This is a genomic window from Plantactinospora alkalitolerans (genome assembly GCF_015690345.1).
Lineage (GTDB): Bacteria > Actinomycetota > Actinomycetes > Mycobacteriales > Micromonosporaceae > Plantactinospora > Plantactinospora alkalitolerans.
This window is the reverse complement of the sequence record NZ_JADPUN010000033.1, coordinates 1-18,057: the sequence shown is the minus strand read 5'-3', so window position 1 is coordinate 18,057 and position 18,057 is coordinate 1. Positions and strand designations below refer to the sequence as shown.

18 protein-coding genes and 1 pseudogene are annotated in these 18,057 nt (G+C 70.4%); 13 read left to right on the top strand and 6 right to left on the bottom strand.

Features of this window, described 5'->3' with window-relative positions; all coding sequences use genetic code 11:
* Nucleotides 1-91 precede the first annotated feature (91 nt).
* The 3 genes from I0C86_RS01330 to I0C86_RS01320 are packed head-to-tail and all read right to left on the bottom strand — an operon-like array spanning nucleotide 92 to nucleotide 2,479.
* Nucleotides 92-706 carry a bifunctional 4-hydroxy-2-oxoglutarate aldolase/2-dehydro-3-deoxy-phosphogluconate aldolase gene (locus I0C86_RS01330; protein WP_323373406.1) on the bottom strand — a complete coding sequence of 205 codons (615 nt, stop codon included), beginning with the start codon at nucleotides 704-706 and terminating at the stop codon, nucleotides 92-94.
* A gap of 11 nt (nucleotides 707-717) precedes the next feature.
* Nucleotides 718-1,470 carry an IclR family transcriptional regulator gene (locus I0C86_RS01325; RefSeq protein WP_196199317.1) on the bottom strand — a complete coding sequence of 251 codons (753 nt, stop codon included), beginning with the start codon at nucleotides 1,468-1,470 and terminating at the stop codon, nucleotides 718-720.
* 16 nt (nucleotides 1,471-1,486) lie between these two features.
* Entirely contained in the window at nucleotides 1,487-2,479 is a 993-nt protein-coding gene (locus I0C86_RS01320) for a sugar kinase (RefSeq protein WP_323373405.1), read from the bottom strand.
* On the opposite strand from I0C86_RS01320, the pseudogene I0C86_RS44810 reads away from it, so the two are divergent.
* The 10 genes and pseudogenes from I0C86_RS44810 to I0C86_RS01275 all read left to right on the top strand — a co-directional run.
* Nucleotides 2,473-2,949: pseudogene (locus I0C86_RS44810) on the top strand (DUF2625 family protein); the annotation flags it as partial. The gene I0C86_RS01320 and the pseudogene I0C86_RS44810 overlap by 7 nt on opposite strands.
* A gap of 59 nt (nucleotides 2,950-3,008) precedes the next feature.
* Complete coding sequence (locus I0C86_RS44295) at nucleotides 3,009-3,161, top strand: DUF2625 family protein (RefSeq protein ID WP_323373404.1); 153 nt, start codon at nucleotides 3,009-3,011, stop codon at nucleotides 3,159-3,161.
* Nucleotides 3,162-3,408: 247 nt separating this feature from the next.
* Complete coding sequence (locus I0C86_RS01310; RefSeq protein WP_196199316.1) at nucleotides 3,409-4,722, top strand: sensor histidine kinase; 1,314 nt, start codon at nucleotides 3,409-3,411, stop codon at nucleotides 4,720-4,722.
* Nucleotides 4,719-5,390 carry a response regulator gene (locus I0C86_RS01305; protein ID WP_196199315.1) on the top strand — a complete coding sequence of 224 codons (672 nt, stop codon included), beginning with the start codon at nucleotides 4,719-4,721 and terminating at the stop codon, nucleotides 5,388-5,390. Before I0C86_RS01310 ends, I0C86_RS01305 begins: the two co-directional genes overlap by 4 nt.
* Nucleotides 5,391-5,481: 91 nt before the next feature.
* Nucleotides 5,482-6,132 (top strand): GNAT family N-acetyltransferase, encoded by a 651-nt coding sequence (locus I0C86_RS01300; protein ID WP_323373403.1) that lies wholly within the window; start codon nucleotides 5,482-5,484, stop codon nucleotides 6,130-6,132.
* Nucleotides 6,133-6,233: 101 nt separating this feature from the next.
* Nucleotides 6,234-6,941 carry an ABC transporter ATP-binding protein gene (locus I0C86_RS01295; RefSeq protein ID WP_196199314.1) on the top strand — a complete coding sequence of 236 codons (708 nt, stop codon included), beginning with the start codon at nucleotides 6,234-6,236 and terminating at the stop codon, nucleotides 6,939-6,941.
* 59 nt (nucleotides 6,942-7,000) lie between these two features.
* The gene (locus tag I0C86_RS01290) at nucleotides 7,001-9,274 is read left to right on the top strand and encodes an ABC transporter permease (RefSeq protein WP_323373402.1); all 2,274 of its coding nucleotides are present in this window, start codon (nucleotides 7,001-7,003) and stop codon (nucleotides 9,272-9,274) included.
* A gap of 167 nt (nucleotides 9,275-9,441) precedes the next feature.
* Nucleotides 9,442-9,963 (top strand): CGNR zinc finger domain-containing protein, encoded by a 522-nt coding sequence (locus tag I0C86_RS01285; RefSeq protein ID WP_196199312.1) that lies wholly within the window; start codon nucleotides 9,442-9,444, stop codon nucleotides 9,961-9,963.
* A gap of 121 nt (nucleotides 9,964-10,084) precedes the next feature.
* On the top strand, nucleotides 10,085-10,771 hold the full coding sequence (locus I0C86_RS01280) for a DUF899 domain-containing protein (RefSeq protein ID WP_230393334.1): 687 nt from the start codon (nucleotides 10,085-10,087) through the stop codon (nucleotides 10,769-10,771).
* A 290-nt stretch (nucleotides 10,772-11,061) separates the two neighbouring features.
* On the top strand, nucleotides 11,062-12,345 hold the full coding sequence (locus I0C86_RS01275) for a multidrug effflux MFS transporter (protein ID WP_407676252.1): 1,284 nt from the start codon (nucleotides 11,062-11,064) through the stop codon (nucleotides 12,343-12,345).
* A gap of 154 nt (nucleotides 12,346-12,499) precedes the next feature.
* Here I0C86_RS01275 and I0C86_RS01270 read toward each other — a convergent pair whose 3' ends face one another.
* Nucleotides 12,500-13,399: a pentapeptide repeat-containing protein gene (locus tag I0C86_RS01270; RefSeq protein ID WP_230393333.1), complete on the bottom strand. Its 900-nt coding sequence runs from the start codon at nucleotides 13,397-13,399 to the stop codon at nucleotides 12,500-12,502.
* Between I0C86_RS01270 and I0C86_RS01265 the strand changes: the two genes are divergently transcribed.
* On the top strand, nucleotides 13,400-14,413 hold the full coding sequence (locus I0C86_RS01265) for a phosphotransferase enzyme family protein (protein WP_323373401.1): 1,014 nt from the start codon (nucleotides 13,400-13,402) through the stop codon (nucleotides 14,411-14,413). It begins immediately after the preceding gene.
* 193 nt (nucleotides 14,414-14,606) lie between these two features.
* A complete protein-coding gene (locus I0C86_RS01260) occupies nucleotides 14,607-15,812 on the top strand; it encodes an esterase-like activity of phytase family protein (protein ID WP_196199307.1) in 1,206 nt (401 codons plus the stop codon).
* Between the two features lie 86 nt (nucleotides 15,813-15,898).
* Here the strand turns inward: I0C86_RS01260 and I0C86_RS01255 are convergent, their stop codons facing one another.
* Entirely contained in the window at nucleotides 15,899-16,720 is an 822-nt protein-coding gene (locus tag I0C86_RS01255) for an ArsR/SmtB family transcription factor (protein WP_196199306.1), read from the bottom strand.
* A 309-nt stretch (nucleotides 16,721-17,029) separates the two neighbouring features.
* Between I0C86_RS01255 and I0C86_RS01250 the strand changes: the two genes are divergently transcribed.
* On the top strand, nucleotides 17,030-17,254 hold the full coding sequence (locus I0C86_RS01250; RefSeq protein ID WP_196199304.1) for a DUF2188 domain-containing protein: 225 nt from the start codon (nucleotides 17,030-17,032) through the stop codon (nucleotides 17,252-17,254).
* A 183-nt stretch (nucleotides 17,255-17,437) separates the two neighbouring features.
* On the opposite strand, the gene I0C86_RS01245 is transcribed toward I0C86_RS01250, so the two are convergent.
* Nucleotides 17,438-18,049 (bottom strand): TetR/AcrR family transcriptional regulator, encoded by a 612-nt coding sequence (locus I0C86_RS01245; RefSeq protein WP_196199319.1) that lies wholly within the window; start codon nucleotides 18,047-18,049, stop codon nucleotides 17,438-17,440.
* Nucleotides 18,050-18,057 lie beyond the last annotated feature (8 nt).

Here is an 18,057-nt window from a genome sequence, read left to right as displayed (position 1 = left end):
ATCCGGCAGAGCGTACGCACCCAGATGTAAGGAAGGGCCCCCGCTTATCGTTTTCTGTAGAAGAAGGGTCCCTTCCTAACACCTGAGGCCGCTAGCGGGCCGCGGTCAGCCCGGCGAGCAGATCGAGTTGGCGGGGGTCCTGCAATGCGGAGCCGACGGCCACCACCCGGCAGCCGGCGGCGAGGAAATCGGCCGCGTTGTCGGCGTCGATCCCGCCGGTCGCGACGAACCTCACCGTCGGAAAGGGTGCGAGCTGGGCACGGATCCAGCCGGTGCCCAGTTCGCTGGCGGGAAACGCCTTCAACCAGGTGTGACCGGTCCGAACCGCCTGGCCGATCTCCGACGAGGTGGCCACACCGGGCAGGTGGGCCAGACCGAGCGCGGCGCACTCGGCGGCGACCTCCGGGTCGTACCCGGGCGCGACGGTGAAGACCGCGCCGGCCTCGTACACCGTCCTCGCCTGCTCCGGGGTGACGACCGTGCCGGCGCCGACCGGCCGGGCGCGTTCCCGGCCGGCGGCGATGGCGGCGTGCAGGGACGGCAGCGCGTCCGCGCTCTGCACCGGCACCTCCACCACGTCGATGCCGCTGTCCCAGGCCCGCTCGCAGAGTGCGACGGTCTGCGCGGGTGGCAGGCCACGCAGGATCGCCATCACCGGTTGGTCGACGAAGAGATTGTCGAAGAAGGTCGTCGCGTGGCTGTCCACCGTTCCTCCGTTCATGGTCGTTGATCTCCGGTCCAGCCGAGGTCCCGGGAGATCGCGGCACAGGTCTCGGTCAGTTGCGGTAGGTGTTCGCGAAGCTGGTCCAGCGGGGCGAGGGCACGCAGTGCGGTGATCGACGCCGCCGCGACGACGCGGCCCCGGGCATCGCGGACCGGGGCGGCGACACAGTTGACGAAGTCCTCGAACTCGCCGTCGTCCTCGGCCCAGCCACGCTCGGCGATCCGCGCCAGCTCCTGGCGGAACGCCGCAGGGGTGGTGATGGAGGTCGCGGTGTGGCGCTGGTACGTGAGCCTCGCCAGGAACCGGTCCCGGGACGGTTCGTCGAGGTGCGCCAGGATGGCCTTGCCGACGCCCGAGGTGTGCGGGTTCACCGCCCGGCCGACCCGGGACCGCATCTTCAGGGCCCCCCGCCCGTCGACCTTGGCCACGTAGATGATCTCGTCGTCGACCAGTTGGGCGAGGTGGACGGTGTGGCCGTACCGGTCGCCCAGCCGGACGAGGTGCGGATGGGCGACCGGATGCAGTTCGAGGTGTTCCACCGCCTGATGGGCGATCGCCACCATCCGGAAGCCGACGGTGTACCGGCCGTCGACCGACCGGGCGAAGCCGCCGCGTTCCAGCGTCTGCAACAGCCGCAGCGCGGTCGACTTGTGTACGCCGAGATGCTCGGCGATCTCGCCGAGTGAGCGGGGCCGCTCGGCGAAGAACTCGATGATGCTCAGTGCGCGTCGAACGGTCTGTGACATCGCCACGGGCTCCCGATCAGGCCACTTCGGCGGGGCTGCGCCAGCTGTCCGGTTCGATACCGAGCGTCGCGCAGATGGCGTCGACGGGCGGAAGTGCGGCGAAGTCCCCGACGGAGCCGAGTGCGGCGCCGGCGACGAGGTGCCCCAGCTTCAGCCGGGCGGGCTGGCCCAGGCCGCGCAGCGCCGCGGAGAGCCATCCCGCGGCGAAGGCGTCACCGGCACCGACCGGTTCCACCACGTCGACCGGTCGGGCCGGCTCGACGCTGACGCCGTCGCGGTGGAACGCGACGGCATCCACGGAGCCGTTCTTCACCACCAGCGTGCCGGGCAGGTTGATCAACGTCCGAACGTCCTGCGGCGTCCGGACGTCCCACAGTTGCGCCGCCTCGTCGAGTCCGACGAAGACCACGTCGGCGGCCTGGGCCAACCGGAGCAGGTCGGCGCCGGCCCGCCCGTCCCAGAGCGCCGGTCGGTAGTTGACGTCGAACGAGATCAGCCGTCGGGCATCCGGGCCGGCGAGGAGCAGTTGGTCCACGAGCTGCCGGCAGCTTTCCGACAGCGCGGCGGTGATGCCGCTCAGGTGCAGTACGGCCGACGGCACCGCGCTGATCCGCGCCGCGTACACCGGGTCCATGCTGGCCGCCGCCGAGCCGCGACGGTAGTAGTAGACCTTGGTGCCGGCGGGCCCGGGGTCCTTCAGGTAGACGCCGGTGGGACGGGTGTGGTCGACCTCGACCAGCGATGTGTCCACGCCCGTCGCGGCGACCTGCTCGACGACGAGCCCGCCCAGTGGATCGGCGCCGACCCGGCTGGCCCAGGCCGCCCGGTGGCCCAGCGCCGCCAGGAACATCGCGACGTTGGACTCGGCACCGCCGGCCCGCAGTACGAAGGTCGACGCCGCGTCCAGCCGCCCCCCGGGGGTCGGCGTCACCATCGCCATCGTCTCGCCGACGCAGATCGCGTCGAGCGGTGTCGAAGGCTGCTCACCGGCCGTCGCCACCGATGTCACGGCACCCCCATCTGTTGCAAGTGTTGCAACCACTGCTCAATATGTGCATCCCCGGCTGGGCCACAACCCTAGATCAGCGGTTGCCGTGGCGCGACATCTCGACCCGGCCGACGGCCGTTAAGTGGCGATGGCCACCCCGGGCAGGCTGCCGCCGCCCACGGGCCGCCCGCTCTGGCAGGCTGCCTCGGATGGAGACATCGGCGTGGGCGGAAGTTTCGGCGGCCGTCGCGGCGTCGCCGTACCCGGTACGGGTGCTGCCGACGGATCCCGTTCAGGCGGAGAACTGCCTGGCCCGGTCGGAGATCACCACGAGGTCGTGGCTGGGCGCCGTCGTGGCGCACTCGGGCGGACTGCTCGTGGACCACGGGTGGCTGCGGGTACTCGGCACCGGCGGCACCGGGTTGCCGGACGTGCTGGCCGGCACGGATCCGGCCAGCGGCGAACTGCTGGTCGGGCACGACGTCCTGGGCGGCCAGTTCGTCTGGGCCAGGGCCCGTCCCGGTACGCCAGTCCCGGTACGCCACCGACCGTGCACTACTTCGCGCCCGACGAGCTCGACTGGCAGGACCTGGAGCAGGGGTACGCGGACTGGCTCCACGCGATGCTCGCCGGCTCGATGACCCGGTTCTACGACACGCTGCGCTGGCCGGGCTGGAAGGCGAAGGTGGCCGCCCTCTCCTGACCAGGGCCTCAGCATCTTCCCACCGCCATGGACCGCCGAGGGTAAGGATCTGGCCACGGTCTCCCGGAAGGCCGTTCCTCTTCCACAGTTGGTCTCCGAGCTTGGAAGGCTCGCCCGGTCCGTAGTCCTTGAGGGCTACCCGGGAAGTGCACCCTGTGGCGGGACGCGGACGAGACTGGCTGGGCCATAGCTTCGGCAAGGGGTCCAACCGCCCAGGTCACGGCCGGGTGTACCTAGGATGGGGCTGATGAGCATGGGCGCTGGAAGGCGGCTGACCAACGCCGCTCGGGCGGTGCCGAGAGCCATGCGTGAGGACCTGTGGACGACGGCGGCGGACCCGCTGCCCCGGATGACACGACCCCGCTGGCTGGCCCGGCTGCCACACGTCCTGGTGGCGGGGTTCGCGGCACTCACGTTCGCCAACATGAATGGCCACCTGTACGGAGCGGGCACTGATAGATCGGCGACCATAGTCGTCGGGGTTCAGGCGGCAGCGCTGATCGTGGCGATGTTCCGGCCCGTCCCGGCCTGGTGGATGGCGACCTCGGCGCTGATCGTCGGGACGCTGGTCTTCGGTGATCCGTACCCCTGGGGCCTCTCCGCTGTCGTCCCGCACGCCGCGGTGCTCTTCCTGCTGGCGTTGCGGGTCCGTCCCCGGGCAGTGGTCGAGACGCTGCTGATCACCACGCTGGCCAGCTTGGCGTGCACGAAATTCGAGGTACACGGCAGTCCGGATATCGGCTGGGCCGCCACGGTGTTCTACACGGAGCTCGGACGGGCCGTGGTGGTGTTCGCCGCCACGGCGGCGTTCGGCGCGATCCTGCGCGCCCGACGGGTGGCCCGGAGTCAACTGCTCGCGCAGACGGAGGTCGCCGCCGAGGAGCGGACCCGGCGCACCGTACTCGAGGAGCGTGGTCGGATCGCCCGCGAACTGCACGACGTCGTCGCCCACCACCTGTCGGTGATCTCCATCCAGGCACAGGTCGCCCCGCACCTGGTCGACGATCCGCCGGAGGAACTGAAGGAGAACCTCGCGGGCATCCGGCAGAACGCGAAAGAGGCGCTCACCGAACTGCGCCGGGTACTCGGGGTGCTTCGCGTGGAGGACGCGCGGTCCGAGGAGGCCCGGCACGCGCCGCAGCCAACCCTCGACCGGCTGGACGACCTGGTCGGCAACCTACGCGCCGCTGGCGTCACGGTCAGCACCGAGACCACCGGCGAGCCACGCCCGCTGGCGCCGGGTGTCGAACTGTCGGCGTTCCGGCTCGTGCAGGAGGCGCTCAGCAACGCGATCCGGCACGCGCCGGGCGCGACCGCGCGGGTGCTGATCGGGTACGACCCGACGAGCCTCACCATCCGGATCAGCAACACCGCGCCGGCCCGGCCCGCCGGACCCTCGCCGGGTGCCGGCCACGGCCTGCTTGGCATGCGGGAGCGGGTCACCATGCTCGGCGGAATACTGGCCAGCGGGCCGACCCCGGACGGCGGCTACGAAGTGTTCGCGACCCTGCCGGCCCCGACCCTGCAACAGCCCGCCGATTATGCCGAGGACACCGCATGACGAGCATTCGCGTCCTGATCGCCGACGACCAGATGCTGGTCCGGCAGGGCTTCACGGTGCTGCTGAACGCGGAACCCGACATCGAGGTGGTCGGTCAGGCCGTGGACGGCGCCGACGCCGTCACCAGGGTCACCGAACTGGCTCCCGACGTCGTGCTGATGGACATCCGGATGCCCGTGCTCGGCGGCATCGAGGCGACCCGCCGGCTCACCGAAGCCGCCGGGACGACCGTCAAGGTCCTGGTGCTGACCACCTTCGACCTCGACGAGTACGTCTACGAGGCGCTGCGCGCGGGCGCGTCCGGCTTCCTGCTCAAAGACGCCTCGGCCGCCGAACTCGCCCATGCGGTACGGGTGGTCGCCGCCGGCGACGCGCTGCTGTCGCCGAACATCACCAAGCGGCTGATCGCCGAGTTCTCCCGAACGGCGGGCGCACCCCGGACCCCGCGGAAGGATCGCGTGGGCGAGCTGACCGAACGCGAGACCGAGGTGCTGTCGCTGATCGCCCAGGGCCTGTCCAATGCGGAGATCGCCGCGCACCTGGTCGTCGCCGAACAGACCGTGAAGACCCACGTGGGTCGGATCCTGACCAAGCTCGGCCTGCGCGACCGCACCCAGGCCGCCGTCTTCGCGTACGAGACCGGCCTGGTACGCCCGGCCGGATATTGAGCACCGGGCGCCCACCCTCTGGTGGACCGCCGGCCGCCCGCCGGTGGAAATCAACGAGCGTGCCGCATCGTCGGCTGCCACCATGCGACGCGTGACGGACGACAACCTCTGGTATGCGATGCCGACGATGACCGGTTCGAGGATCCGGCTCGAGCCGTTGACGTGTGAGCACGCGGCGGGGTATCTCGCGGCGACGGGTTCGCCGGAGCAGGCAGCCGACATCTTCCGTTGGCAGAGCCCGCCCGGTGGTGCGCTCGCGCAACCCGTCACTCTCGATGACGCGACCAGGCACGTCACCGCCGCACTCGCCGCCCGGGCTCGCGGTGTACGGCTGCCGTACGCCCAGATCGACGTGCCGACCGGAGAGTTCGCCGGTACGACGTCGTTTGTCAATCCCGACCCGACGCTGCGCACGGTGACGATCGGTTACACCTGGCTGGGTCAGCGATGGTGGCGCAGCGGCGCGAACGTCGAATCCAAACTTCTGATGATGACGTTCGCCTTCGAAACACTCGGCGCGGTCCGTGTGGTGTGGGTCACCGACATTCTCAACGTCCGGGCCCAGGCGGCGATCGAAGGGCTGGGCGCGGTCCGGGAGGGTGTCCTGCGCAAGCACCGCCGTCGCGCCGACGGGTCCTGGCGGGACACGGTCAGCTACGCGATGATCGACGACGACTGGCCTACGGCGAAGGGCCGCCTCGCCGTGCGCCTGGAAGCCGGTAGGGGCGGTGACGGGCGCTGACGTCGTCCGTTCGAGCTAGCGGGTCCCACTCCGGGACTACCCGGCGGGTTGGCTCTCCAGGTTGATGCCGCAGTGCGGCCACCACACCTAGTTTTCGTGCCATGACCAGCGACAGCAGCAGAGGACAGGTCGTCGTACGGCTCGACGACGTGCACAGGGAGTACGCCGGCACCAGCGCGTTGTCCGGGGTGTCGATGCAGATCCGTGCCGGGGAGGCGGTCGCGGTGATGGGGCCGTCCGGCTGTGGCAAGTCCACTCTGCTCAACATGATCGCCGGCCTCGACCGACCAACGGGCGGAACGATAGCCGTACACGACGAAGACCTCGGGAGGCTGGGCGAGACGGGTCTGGCGCTGTTCCGACGCCGGCGGATCGGCATGATCTTCCAGTTCTTCAACCTGCTCGACGACCTGCCGGCGCTGGACAACGTCGCGCTGGCCGCGCAGTTGACCGGCGTTCCGTCCCGGCGGGCCCGTACGCGTGCGCTCGAACTCCTCGACGAACTCGGCGTCGCCAAACTGAAGGACAGCTATCCGGGCACGCTGAGTGGCGGCGAGCGCCAGCGGGTCGCGGTGGCCAGGGCCCTGATGAACCGTCCGGACCTGCTCCTGGCCGACGAACCGACGGGTGCGCTGGACAGCCGCTCGGGTGAGCAGGTGATGGACCTGCTGGTCGCCCTTCATCAGACCGGGCAGACCCTGTTGATCGTCACCCACGACTCGCGACTGGCCACCCGCTGCGCCAGCCGCCTGATCGAGATGGCCGACGGACGGGTGGTTCGGGAGACCACGCCGGAGCCGGTCGCGTGAGCGGGCGTGGCGGGCGATCGACGGGCTGGGGTGCGGTCTGGCGGGCATCGCGGGCGGCGGTGAGACGACGCCGACCTCAGACGGTCGTCATCGGGCTCGTCGTCCTCTGCTCCAGCACGACGGTCCTGCTCGCGCTGACCCTGCTCGGCTCCGCGTCGGCGCCCTTCGACCGGGCCTTCGCCGCGCAACGCGGCGCGCATGCGGTGGCGGTCTTCGACCCCACCAGGACCTCGGGCGCGGCGTTGGCGCAGACCGGGCAGCGGCCAGGTGTCGAGGCCGCCGCCGGCCCCTTCGACCAGGCCGTCGTCGAGATCTCCGAGGACTGGAACGGGCAACCCGCCGGTGCCCGGACCGTGGTGGGCCGAGCCGATCCGGCCGGCCCGGTGGACCGGCTCGATCTTCGGCTGGGGCGCTGGGTCACCGCCCCCGGCGAGATCGTCGTCAACCTGGGGCATCAGGGCACACCACGCCCGGAACTGCTCGGCTCCACTGTCGAGGTGGACGGCGCCCCGCCGCTACGCCTCGTCGGCTTCGCCAGCAGCATGACCAAGTCCGCCGATGCCTGGGTCGTACCGGAGCAGATGCCCGCGTTGCGTCCGACGGCCGTCCAGATGCTCTACCGCTTCCGGGCTTCCGACACGGAGGCGCAGGTGGACGCCGGGCTGGCCGAGGCAACCGCCGGGCTGGCCGAGGGCTCACTGACGAACGTGCAGTCGTACCTCGCCCTGAAGCAGGCGTTCTCGGCACAGGCGGACTCCTATCTTCCGCTGATGATGGTGTTCGGCGTGCTCGGCCTCGTGGTCTCCGTCCTGATCATCGGGAACGTGGTCAGCGGGGCGGTCGTCTCCGGGTACCGACACATCGGCGTGCTCAAGGCCATCGGCTTCACCCCGAACCAGGTGGTCGCGGTCTATCTCGCGATGGTCGCCGTACCCGGGACCGTCGGTTGTCTTCTCGGCACCCTGCTCGGCTCCCTGCTGGCGTCGCCCGTACTCCAGATGGCGTTCTCCGGGGTCGAGACCGGCAGCGCCGCGATCGGCCCGCGCCCCTGGGCACCCGTCGCCTGCCTGCTCGGCATGCCCGCCGTCGTCGTGGTCACCGCGCTGATTCCCGCGCTGCGCGCGCACTGGCTTCCCGCGGCGCAGGCGATCAGCGCGGGCAGCGCGCCGCGGGCCGGACGCGGCCTGCGGGTACAGCGCCGGCTCAGCAACACCCGGCTGCCACGCCCCGTCGTCCTGGGCCTGGCCCAGCCGTTCACCCGGCCCGGCCGCGCCGTCATGACCGTGGCGGCGATCGTCCTGGGGGTGACGGCGGTGACCCTGACGACCGGCCTGACCAGCACCATGGTCGCCTTCGGCGCGGCCGGCCGGGTCGACGGTGCCGCCCGGATCCAGGTGGAGGTGGGGAGTACGGCCAACCGCCGCACGGCGCCGAAGCTGACCGACTCCCAGATCGACGAGCTGCTGCGGGGCCTTCCGGGCGCGGACCGGGTTACCGCCCGGGCCCTCCTCCAGGTACGTCTGGTCGGATATCCGCAGGCCCGGTTCGTCAACTTCTACCGTGGCGACACCTCGGCCGCCGCCGCGCAGATGGTCGCGGGGCACCTGCCGGAAGGACCCGGCGAGGTGGTGGCGGGACCGTCGTTCCTGCGTCAGCACGGGCTGGCCGTCGGCGACCGGATCACGCTGGACGTGCACGGCCGGCAGGTGCCCGCGACGATCGTCGGGGAGACCGTGAGCGGCAATCCCCGGGCCGTCGACTCCAACTGGTCGACGCTGCAACTGCTCGGTCCGGACACCCAGGCGGTCGACTACACGGTCACGCTCGCGCCCGGCGCCGACGCCAAGGCGTATCTCGACGCGGTCAGGACGGCCGACCCGGGCCTCCACCCGGCACTGCTGGGCTCGGGGAACACCGTCACCACGACGGTCGTCGGCTTCGCGTCGGTGTTCACCGTTCTGCTGACCATCGTCGCCGCGCTCGGCGTCTTCAACACGGTGCTGTTGACGGTTCGGGAGCGCCGCCGTGACCTGGGAATGCTCAAGTCGATCGGGATGACGCCACGCCAGGTCGTGGTGATGACGGTGACGTCCGTGGCGGCGCTGGGCGTGGTCGGCGGGCTGTCGGGGATCCCGCTCGGGATCGTCGCGCACCGCCTGATCGTGGACAACGTCGCGGTGGTCGCGTTTCCGGAATCGATGAAGGATGTCTGGCATCCGCCGCAGTTGGCCCTTCTGGCGCTGGCCGGCGTCGTCATAGCCGTCCTCGGTGCGTTGGTTCCGGCTCGTTCGGCCGCGCGTCTTCCAATCGCCAGGGTGCTGCATCACGAGTAGCCGCGGTCGCCACCGGCGCCAGCCGCACCGGCCCGGTCAGCAGGCGCCACGCCCCGCAGTGGCACGACTGGTAGCTCACGATTCCGTCACTGGTCCAGTGGCGCGATCGGGTCTGCCAGTCGTGCCCGTTCTCGTAGGTCATGGAGCGAGCCTGCTGTAATGGCATTGTGCATCTCAACCCTTACGGCCAGGATGCGGTCCGGCTGATCGCGGATCTGGCCAACGACCGACCTCGGTCCCTGCCCGAACTGGTACGCCGCTGCGCCGCCGCCGGCCTGGTCATCGACATGCCGGTCGGGGACCGGGACCTGGCCGTCGCGCTCGAACTCGTCGACGCGTGGTGCGAGGTCGCCGACGCCACCGAACCGGCACGGCGGGCGGCCCTGGTCAACCGGCTGCTGGCAGCGGCCTCCGCGTACCCCCGGCTCACCGATCATGGCGGCACCGGCTGGCACCTGCACTACCGCGACGAGGGCGTGTCGCTCGGCTCGGTGCTCCGGGCCCTGGTGAGTGTCGGTACCGCGCTGCACCTCGCGGGACGCGGAATGGACCGGCTCGGCCGCTGCGCCGGAAACGACTGCGAGATCGTCTATGTCGACACCTCGCGGGGCGGCAAACAGCGCTACTGCTCGCCCCGCTGCGCGAATCGCGACGCGGTCCGCCGGCACCGCGCCACCGCCCGCCGGTAGCCGGTGGCCGGTGGCCGGTAGCCGGACCCTCTTTGCCGTACGGGCGCCCGTCGGCTCCGGGTGTGACCCCGACGGATTCTTTGGGTACCTGTAACAGAGCCGAACGAGGGAGATGTTGATCATGGCTATGCCACCCGTTGTCGACCACCCAACCTGGAACAGGGCGCTCGACGAGCTGCGCGAGCGCGAAAAGGCGGCCACCCGGGAACTCGACGCGATCGCCGCCGAGCGACGAAGGCTCCCGATGGTGAGAATGCCGGCATACACCCTGGTCGGCGCCGAGGGACCGGTTCGGCTCGTCGATATCTTCGACGGCAGGTCACAGTTGATCGTCTACAACCACATGTGGGATCCGGACGCCGAGTGGCAGTGCGGCGGCTGCACCAGCCTTACCTCGTCGTTCACCCGGCTGGACTTCCTCGACAACTACGACGCGCGGTTCGTGATCGTTACCCAGGGCCCGATCGACGCGGCCCTCGCCTACGCCGAACGCGTCGGCAACACGATGACGTGGTACTCCACCGCCGACAGCCCGTTCGGGGCCGACGTCGACGCGCCGTCCGGCGGTGGGTTCGCGGTGAACGTCTTCCTGCGCGACGGCGAGACCGTCTACCGCACCTGGCACACGACCGGTCGCGGCGTCGAACAGCTCACGTTCACGTTCCCCCTGGCCGATGTGCTGCCCTACGGGCGACAGGAGGAGTGGCAAGACTCTCCGGAGGGCTGGCCGCAGGGACCGACCTTCCACGCCTGGCTCGACTCGCCCGACGTCGCCCGGTTGTACGGGCGCACCACCCGATCCTCCTGAGAACATGACCGCTGGTGGGCACGGAGCGGACACCACCCCGGCCGGCAGCAGACAATGGCCACCCCGAAGCAGCGGTACGACGCCCGCCGCGTCGCCATCACCCGGCTCGGCCGGGTGTCCCTCATTCTCCGTGATGTCCGAACCGATCCGGCCGGTACGGGCTCAGCGCATGTGAGGTCGGTTACCTCTTGATCAACCGGGAATGTGCCGGGGCCCCAGCGGTTGCTGGCAGGTGTGATTCTCGCTGTTCCCGCCCGCCCTGACGTACGACCGACCGCCGGAAGGACCCCATGACCGTCACCGCTGAGCCCGTCGAGACGCTCGCGCCAGCACGGACGCCGGGCGATCTGATGGACGGCCGGCAGCGGCTGCGGCTCGTCCTCGTGCTCGGCTCGCTGATCGCGATCGGGCCCCTGACGATCGACATGTACCTGCCGGCGCTTCCCGCCATCGCGGCCGACTTCCATACCGGGTCGGCAGCGGTCCAGTTGACCCTGACCGGAACCCTTGCCGGACTCGCCCTCGGTCAACTGCTGATCGGGCCGTTCTCCGACGCGGTCGGCCGGCGTACGCCACTGCTCGCCGGCCTCGTGCTGCACGTGGCCGCATCGGCACTGTGCGTCATCGCGCCAAACATCGGGACCCTCGGTGTGCTGCGGGTGCTCCAGGGACTGGGCACCGCCGCCGCATCGGTCGTGGCGATGGCGGTGGTACGCGACCTGTTCAGCGGCTCCGCCTTCGCCCGGATCTTCTCCCGGCTGATGCTCGTCATGGGAGCGGCACCGGTGCTGGCCCCGACCCTGGGCAGTGCGGTGCTGGGCTGGACGGACTGGCGTGGCGTCTTCATCGCACTCGGCGCGTTCGGGATCGTGCTGGTCGTCCTCGCGGTGTTCAAGCTCCCCGAGACGCTGCCGGTGCACCGGCGCCGCAGTGGAGGCATCCTCGGCACCGGACGGGTCTACCGCTCGTTGCTGCGGGACCGCACATTCATGGGCCTGGTCCTGGTCGCCGGACTGGCGATGGCCGCACTGTTCGCGTACGTCTCCGGTTCCTCCTTCGTCTTCCAGGAGCAGTACGGCCTCGACGAGCAGCAGTTCGGGTTCGTCTTCGGGACGGGCGCGATCGGACTGATCGCGGCCTCCCAACTGAACGTCCGACTGCTGCGCCGGTACTCGCCGCAGCGGATCCTGGTCACCGCGCTGGCCGTCGGCACCGGGGCCGGATTCGCGCTGCTCAGCTTCGCCGCGACCGGTGTCGGCGGCCTGCCGACCATCCTGCTGTCGCTCTGGGTGGTACTCGCGGCGTCCGGCCTCGCCATGCCGAACGCCCCCGCCCTGGCGCTGAGCCGGCACGGAGAGGCGGCCGGTACCGCCGCCGCGTTGCTCGGTGCGATCCAGTTCGGCATCGGTGCCGTGACGGCGCCGATGGTCGGGGTCCTGGGCAACGGCAGCGTGGCGATGGGCACGGTGGTCTTCGGCGGGATGGTGGCAGCGCTGGCCGTCCTGTTCCTGGTCGTCCGGCCCGCCCGCCTTACCGGGATCACCCCGGAGGCGGCCCCGGTCGCCGCGCACTGACCAGCCGGAAAGCGCGCGCACTGACCAGCCGGGAAGCGCACTGACCAGCCGGAAAGCGCGCGCACTGAACAGTCGGGAAGCGCCGGAACGTGTCGACCTGTTGCGGTCGGACGACGACAGGTCGACACGTTCCGGCACTGGCGGTGGACCGGAGTCAGCGTCGCCGGGGCTTCCGGTGCGGTTTGCCCGCCGGACGCCGGGCCGGGGTGATCGAGAGCTGCCAGTGCGCGGGGGAACGCAGCGCGGGCGGCAGTCCGGTGGTGACGTCCCCCTTGGCCGCGTCGACCTGGGCCTGGTTGAGGAAGATTGTGGCGCGCAGGTCCGCCCCCCGCAGGTTCGCACCCCGCAGGTCGGCACCGGTCAGGTCCGCCATCGTCAGGTCGGCGCCACGCAGGTCGGCCCCGATCAGGTACGCCCCCCGGAGGTTGGCGCCGGCCAGGTCGGCTCCCCGCAGATCGGCGCCGACGAGGTCCGCTCCCCGGTGATCGCTGCCGCTGCGACCGGCCCGGCTGCGGACCAGTTCGCTGGTACGCAGCAGAAGTGCGTTGACGTTCTGCCGGTGTGTTGCGACGTCCAGTCCGACGAGGGTTTCCGGATCGCCGCCGCCGAGTCGCTCAGTCTCGTCGCGGGCGGCGCCGAGCTCGGTACGCAACGGGTCCGCCGGACGGAGCGCCAGCGCCTCGGTCAGGTACCAGAGCAGCTCGTGCAACTGGCGCATGACCGGGAACACCTCGAACATCCGCGCCGCGTTCTCCGGGTCGGTACGCCAGTCCCGCCCGCCGAAGGTGACCTGGGACACCTGCTGCCCGGCACCGAAGCAGTCGAAGACCGTACAGCCCGGAAAACCCCGTTCCCGGAGATCGCGGTGGATACCGCAGCGGAAGTCCGGTTGCAGATTCCGGCAGGCCTGCCCGGCGGGCTTGTCGAGCGCGAAATCCGACGAGGCGGAGAAGGCCGGCACGACGCAGCAGAGCCCGAAGCAGCGTTCGCAGTCGGCACGCAGGCTGGCCGGTCCGTCGGTCGGCGGTACCACGGCTTCGGCGTTCCTGGACAAGTGATCGGTCTCCTGGTGGTGGTTGAGCTGCGTAAAAGGGTACCGATCCCGCTGCCGGAACGTTACGAGCGGGAAGCTCGGCCAGCCTCACTTGGTACGGTGCCCAGGGTCGCACCGCTGGTGGAGTACGGCAGCGCCCGACGGCGAGAGGGCTGGGCGACGATGCAGGAGTCAGAGGTCCCGCGTGCAGTGGCTGCGGCCATGTCGATCGCCGGATCACTGGACCTGACAGTCGACGACGCGATCGTCCTTCACGACTCGAACAAGCTCACCCTGCGTCTGCTGCCCTGTGACGTCCTGGCCCGCGTGGCACCGGTAGCGCACCAGGTCGCGCAGTTCGAACTCGAACTCGCGCAACGGCTCGCCGAATCCGGGAGCCCGACGGCCGCTCTCGAACCCCGGGTCGAGCCACGCGTCTACGAGCGTGACGGCTACGTGGTCACGCTGTGGACCTACTACGAACCTGCGACACCTCCAGAGGTCTCTCCGGCCGACTACGCCAGTACGCTCAAGCGACTGCATTGCGGCATGCGCGAGCTCGATGTCCCCACGCCGCACTTCACGGATCGGGTCGAGCAGGCCCAACAGCTCGTGGCAAACCGCGACCGTACGCCTGCGCTCGCCGACGCGGACCGGGAGCTCCTGGGCGACACGTTGCGGAGCCTGAGACGAGCCATCGGCGAGCGCGGTGGAGCCGAGCAGTTGCTGCACGGTGAGCCGCACCCGGGCAACGTGCTGACCACGAGGAACGGGCTGCTGTTCATAGACCTCGAGACGTGTTGCCGTGGACCCGTCGAATTCGATCTCGCCCATGCGCCCGAAGAAGTCGGCGAGCACTATCCCGATGTCAACCCGGGCCTGCTACACGGGTGCAGGATCCTCGTGCTGGCGATGATCACGACGTGGCGCTGGGATCGAGGCGACCAACTCCCGAACGGGCGCCAGCTCCGCACGGAGTGGCTCGGCCAACTACGAGCGGCGCTCGATCGACACGGGCCGGATATCCCGCGCTGATCGGGAGCATGGGTTCCGCGCTGCTCCGACCCGATCCGATCCGATCCAACCCGACCCGCCCAGACCCGACACCGACCGGGCGGGCGACCGGCCGCAGGCGGGAAGGGTTCCGACGATCACTGCCTCGTGGACAGACCCAGTTCACCGGCCGCCCCTAACCTCCCAGCGAGTTCCAGCTACGAAATGAGGACCGATGGGAGTAATCAAGCGGGTCGGCGTGGGGGTCGCGGTGGCGACCCTGGCGATGGCCATGCCCGGGGTGGCGTCCGCCGCCGACCGGAGCACCTGGGACCGCGCCGAGTTGCTGAGGTTCGCCGCGCTGCCCGCGCAGACCTACGTTCCGGGCAGCGAGCCGGCCGGATCCCTGCTGGGTACGGCGCCGGTCAACGGGATCACCGCACCCTTCGCAGACCAGCCCGTCCAGGGCTTCAGCGGTGTGCTGCGTAACAGCGACGGCACCTTCGACGTACTGTCCGACAACGGGTTCGGCAACAAGGCGAACAGCGCCGACTTCCTGCTCCGGATCCAGCGGGTCGGACCGAACTTCGGCCCCGGCACCGTGGACCTGCTCGGCGGGATCAACCTCACCGATCCGGACAGCAAGGTCCCGTTCCCGCTCACCCGCCCGGACCGGGCGCTGACCGGCGCCGACTTCGACATCGAGTCGATCACTCGGACGGCCGACGGGACGTACTGGATCGGTGACGAGTTCGGCCCGTACCTGCTGCACTTCGACCGGGCCGGTCGGCTGTTGCAGGCGCCGGTGCCGCTGCCGGGGATCTTCGCACCGGAGAACCCGGGTCGGGGCGACACCCCAGCCAATCTGAACAGCAGCAAGGGCTTCGAGGGCATGGCGCAGTCCCCCGACGGCCGCACGCTCTATCCGCTGCTGGAGGGAACGGTCGCCGGTGACGCGGCCGGCGCGCTGCGGTTCAACGAGTTCGACATCGCCGCGAACGCGTACACGGGTCGGCGCTGGACGTACCTGCTCGACGCCCCGGCGAACGCGATCGGCGACGCGATCGCGGTCGACAAGGACCGGTTCCTGGTCATCGAGCGGGACAACGGCGAGGGCGCGACGGCGAAGACGAAGAAGATCTACCTGGCCGACCGGCGGGACCGGAACCGGGACGGCCGGCTCGACAAGACGCTGGTCGCCGACCTGATGGACATCGCCAACCCGAAGCGGGTGGGTGGCTTCGGCCCCCGGTTCACCTTCCCGTTCCAGACGATCGAGGACGTGGTCATCCTCGACGACCGCACCCTGGCCGTGCTCAACGACAACAACTTCCCGTCGTCCGCCGGTCGGACCCCGGGACGGCCCGACGACAACGAGTTCATCGTGATCAAGCTGGACCACGACCTGGACGCGGACAAGCGGGTCCTGCGGCGCTACTGACCACCGCGCGATCCGTCGGCCGGCCGGCTCGGCCCCCTCGCACGCACCAGGCGCGGGGAGGCCGGGCGCCGGCCGGCGCCCGCCGGTCAGCCGTTGGCCGGCGACGCCTCGGCGGGCTCCGCCTGTGGCAGGGGCTCGCCGGTCTCCAGCAGCGTCTTGAGGCTGGAGAGCAGCTCGGACCAGCCGCCGCCGATGCTGTCCCGCAGTGCGCTTCCGGACGCGAAACCACCGTGTACGACGGTCAGCCTGACCACCTTCCCGTGCGGCTCGATCTCGAAGCTCACCCTGGTACGCGGTTCCTCGGCCAGCTTGGCGACCTCCGCCGGATCCATGTCGTACGCCTTGGCGAACTCCGGGCTCAGGCTGTGCCAGGTGTACGCCAACCGGCGGTACGGCTCGGCCTCCAGCACCACCTGCGCCGGGTCGACGAGCCGTACGCCCTTCGGCAGCCCCCAGACCACCTCCGAGCCGACCTGCCAGTCGGACTCGAAGCTGACGCCCCAGTAGCGACTGGTGAACGCGGGGTCGGTCAGCGCCTGCCAGACGCGTTCCGGGGTGGCGTTGATGAACGTGGTGTAGACGAACTCGGGTTCGCTCATGGGTTCCTGCTCCAATACTCGCTTGAGGTCGGCGAGTGCGTGCACCCGGCCGAGGTCGTACTGGTTGATCCAGCGGTCTGCGATGGCGTTGATCGGCTCGGCGTTGAGGTAGTGCAACTTCTCCCGGCCGCGCCACAGCGTGGTGACCAGGTTGGCCGCCTCCAGCACCGCCAGGTGCTTGCTCACGGACTGCCGGGTCATCTCCAGCCCGGTGCACAGCTCGCGCAGGCTCTGCCCGTTGCGGGCGTTCAGGCTGTCGAGCAGCCGTCGGCGGCTGCCGTCGGCCAGCGCCTTGAACACCTCGTCCATTCCCGGCCCCCCGAATATGCAGCCATCCAGTTGCACTTGAACCATATGCAGCCGGACGGCTGCATGTCAAGCGCCGTCACTGTCCTCGCCGACGCCAGCACTGTCCGTTGCCTTTCAGGTCCCCCAGCCAGGACTGCTCGGTCGCAAGGCCCGGTATGACCGACCACCCCTGTCGTACGCGGGATCCGGGGGTGTTGTCGCCGGACCGGGTGGCGTGTCGCTGCGAAGTGCCAATCTGCGGGCGGAGGTGTTTCCGACGTACCGCTCGGGGTAGTTGCTCCACATCCGACAATCGACCAGGAGGAGCAGATGACGGCGCGGACCGAGTACCACGTTGTTCCCGAGGCCGCTGGCTGGAAGGTGGAGCACGGGTCGAAGGTGGTCGGACACTACGACACCAAGGAGAGCGCGCTCGGCGCCGGACGGGACGCCGCCAAGGCGGACCAGCCGAGCCAACTCGTCGTCCACAAGCAGGACGGGCAGATCGAGACCGAGCACACCTACCGCGACGACCCGTTCCCGCCCGCCGGCTGACGCCGCACACCGGGCGACTGCCCGACCGCCGCACCGCGGCGACGACGAACAGCGGCCCGCGCCGGATCCACCCGGCGTGGGCCGCTTCCTGTTTCCGGGCGACCCCGTTCAGACAACGCGTCCGAGATCACGGCTGTCCGGCCGCGGCCGTGCGTGCCTGCTACCGGTCGCCAGCGACCCCGGTCAGCGGGCCGTCGGATCCGCCAGCAGGGCGGCGACGGTGCGGGTCATCACCGAACGGGCATTGTCCACACCCAACCCCAGGCCGTCCCGCAGCATCGACCAGGTCGGCCACATGCTGGTGGCGACCAGCGCGTTGACCAACTGCTCCCGCCCGGCCCCGGCCCGTTCCAGCTCGTTCGCGAACAACTGCTCGACCTCGGCGCGTACCCGGGCGATGTGCAGAAGACGGTTGCGGCGCAGCTGCGGGGAGACCGGCTCGCGCATCTGCGCGGCGCGGGCGGCGGGCGCGATCAGCTGGAGCAGGCGGGCCCGCGGCCGGCAGTACGCGTCGACCCGCTTGGCCAGCGGCAGCGCGGTGGATATCGGTCGGTAGGCGGCGTCCTGCTGGCGCAGCACCTGGTTCCCGCTGGCCTCGAACAGCGTCTCCATGTCCTTGAAGTTGGTCCAGAGGGTACGCAGGGACACCCCGGCCCGTTCCGCGATCCGTTCGCCCGTCGGCCGGAGGTCCCCCTCGCCGATCAGCGCGAGATGCGCCTCGACGATCGCCGCCCGGGTGCGTTCGGCCCGGGCGTTGCGTCCGTCGATCCGAGTCGCCCCCTCGATCCCGCCCATCCCAGCCC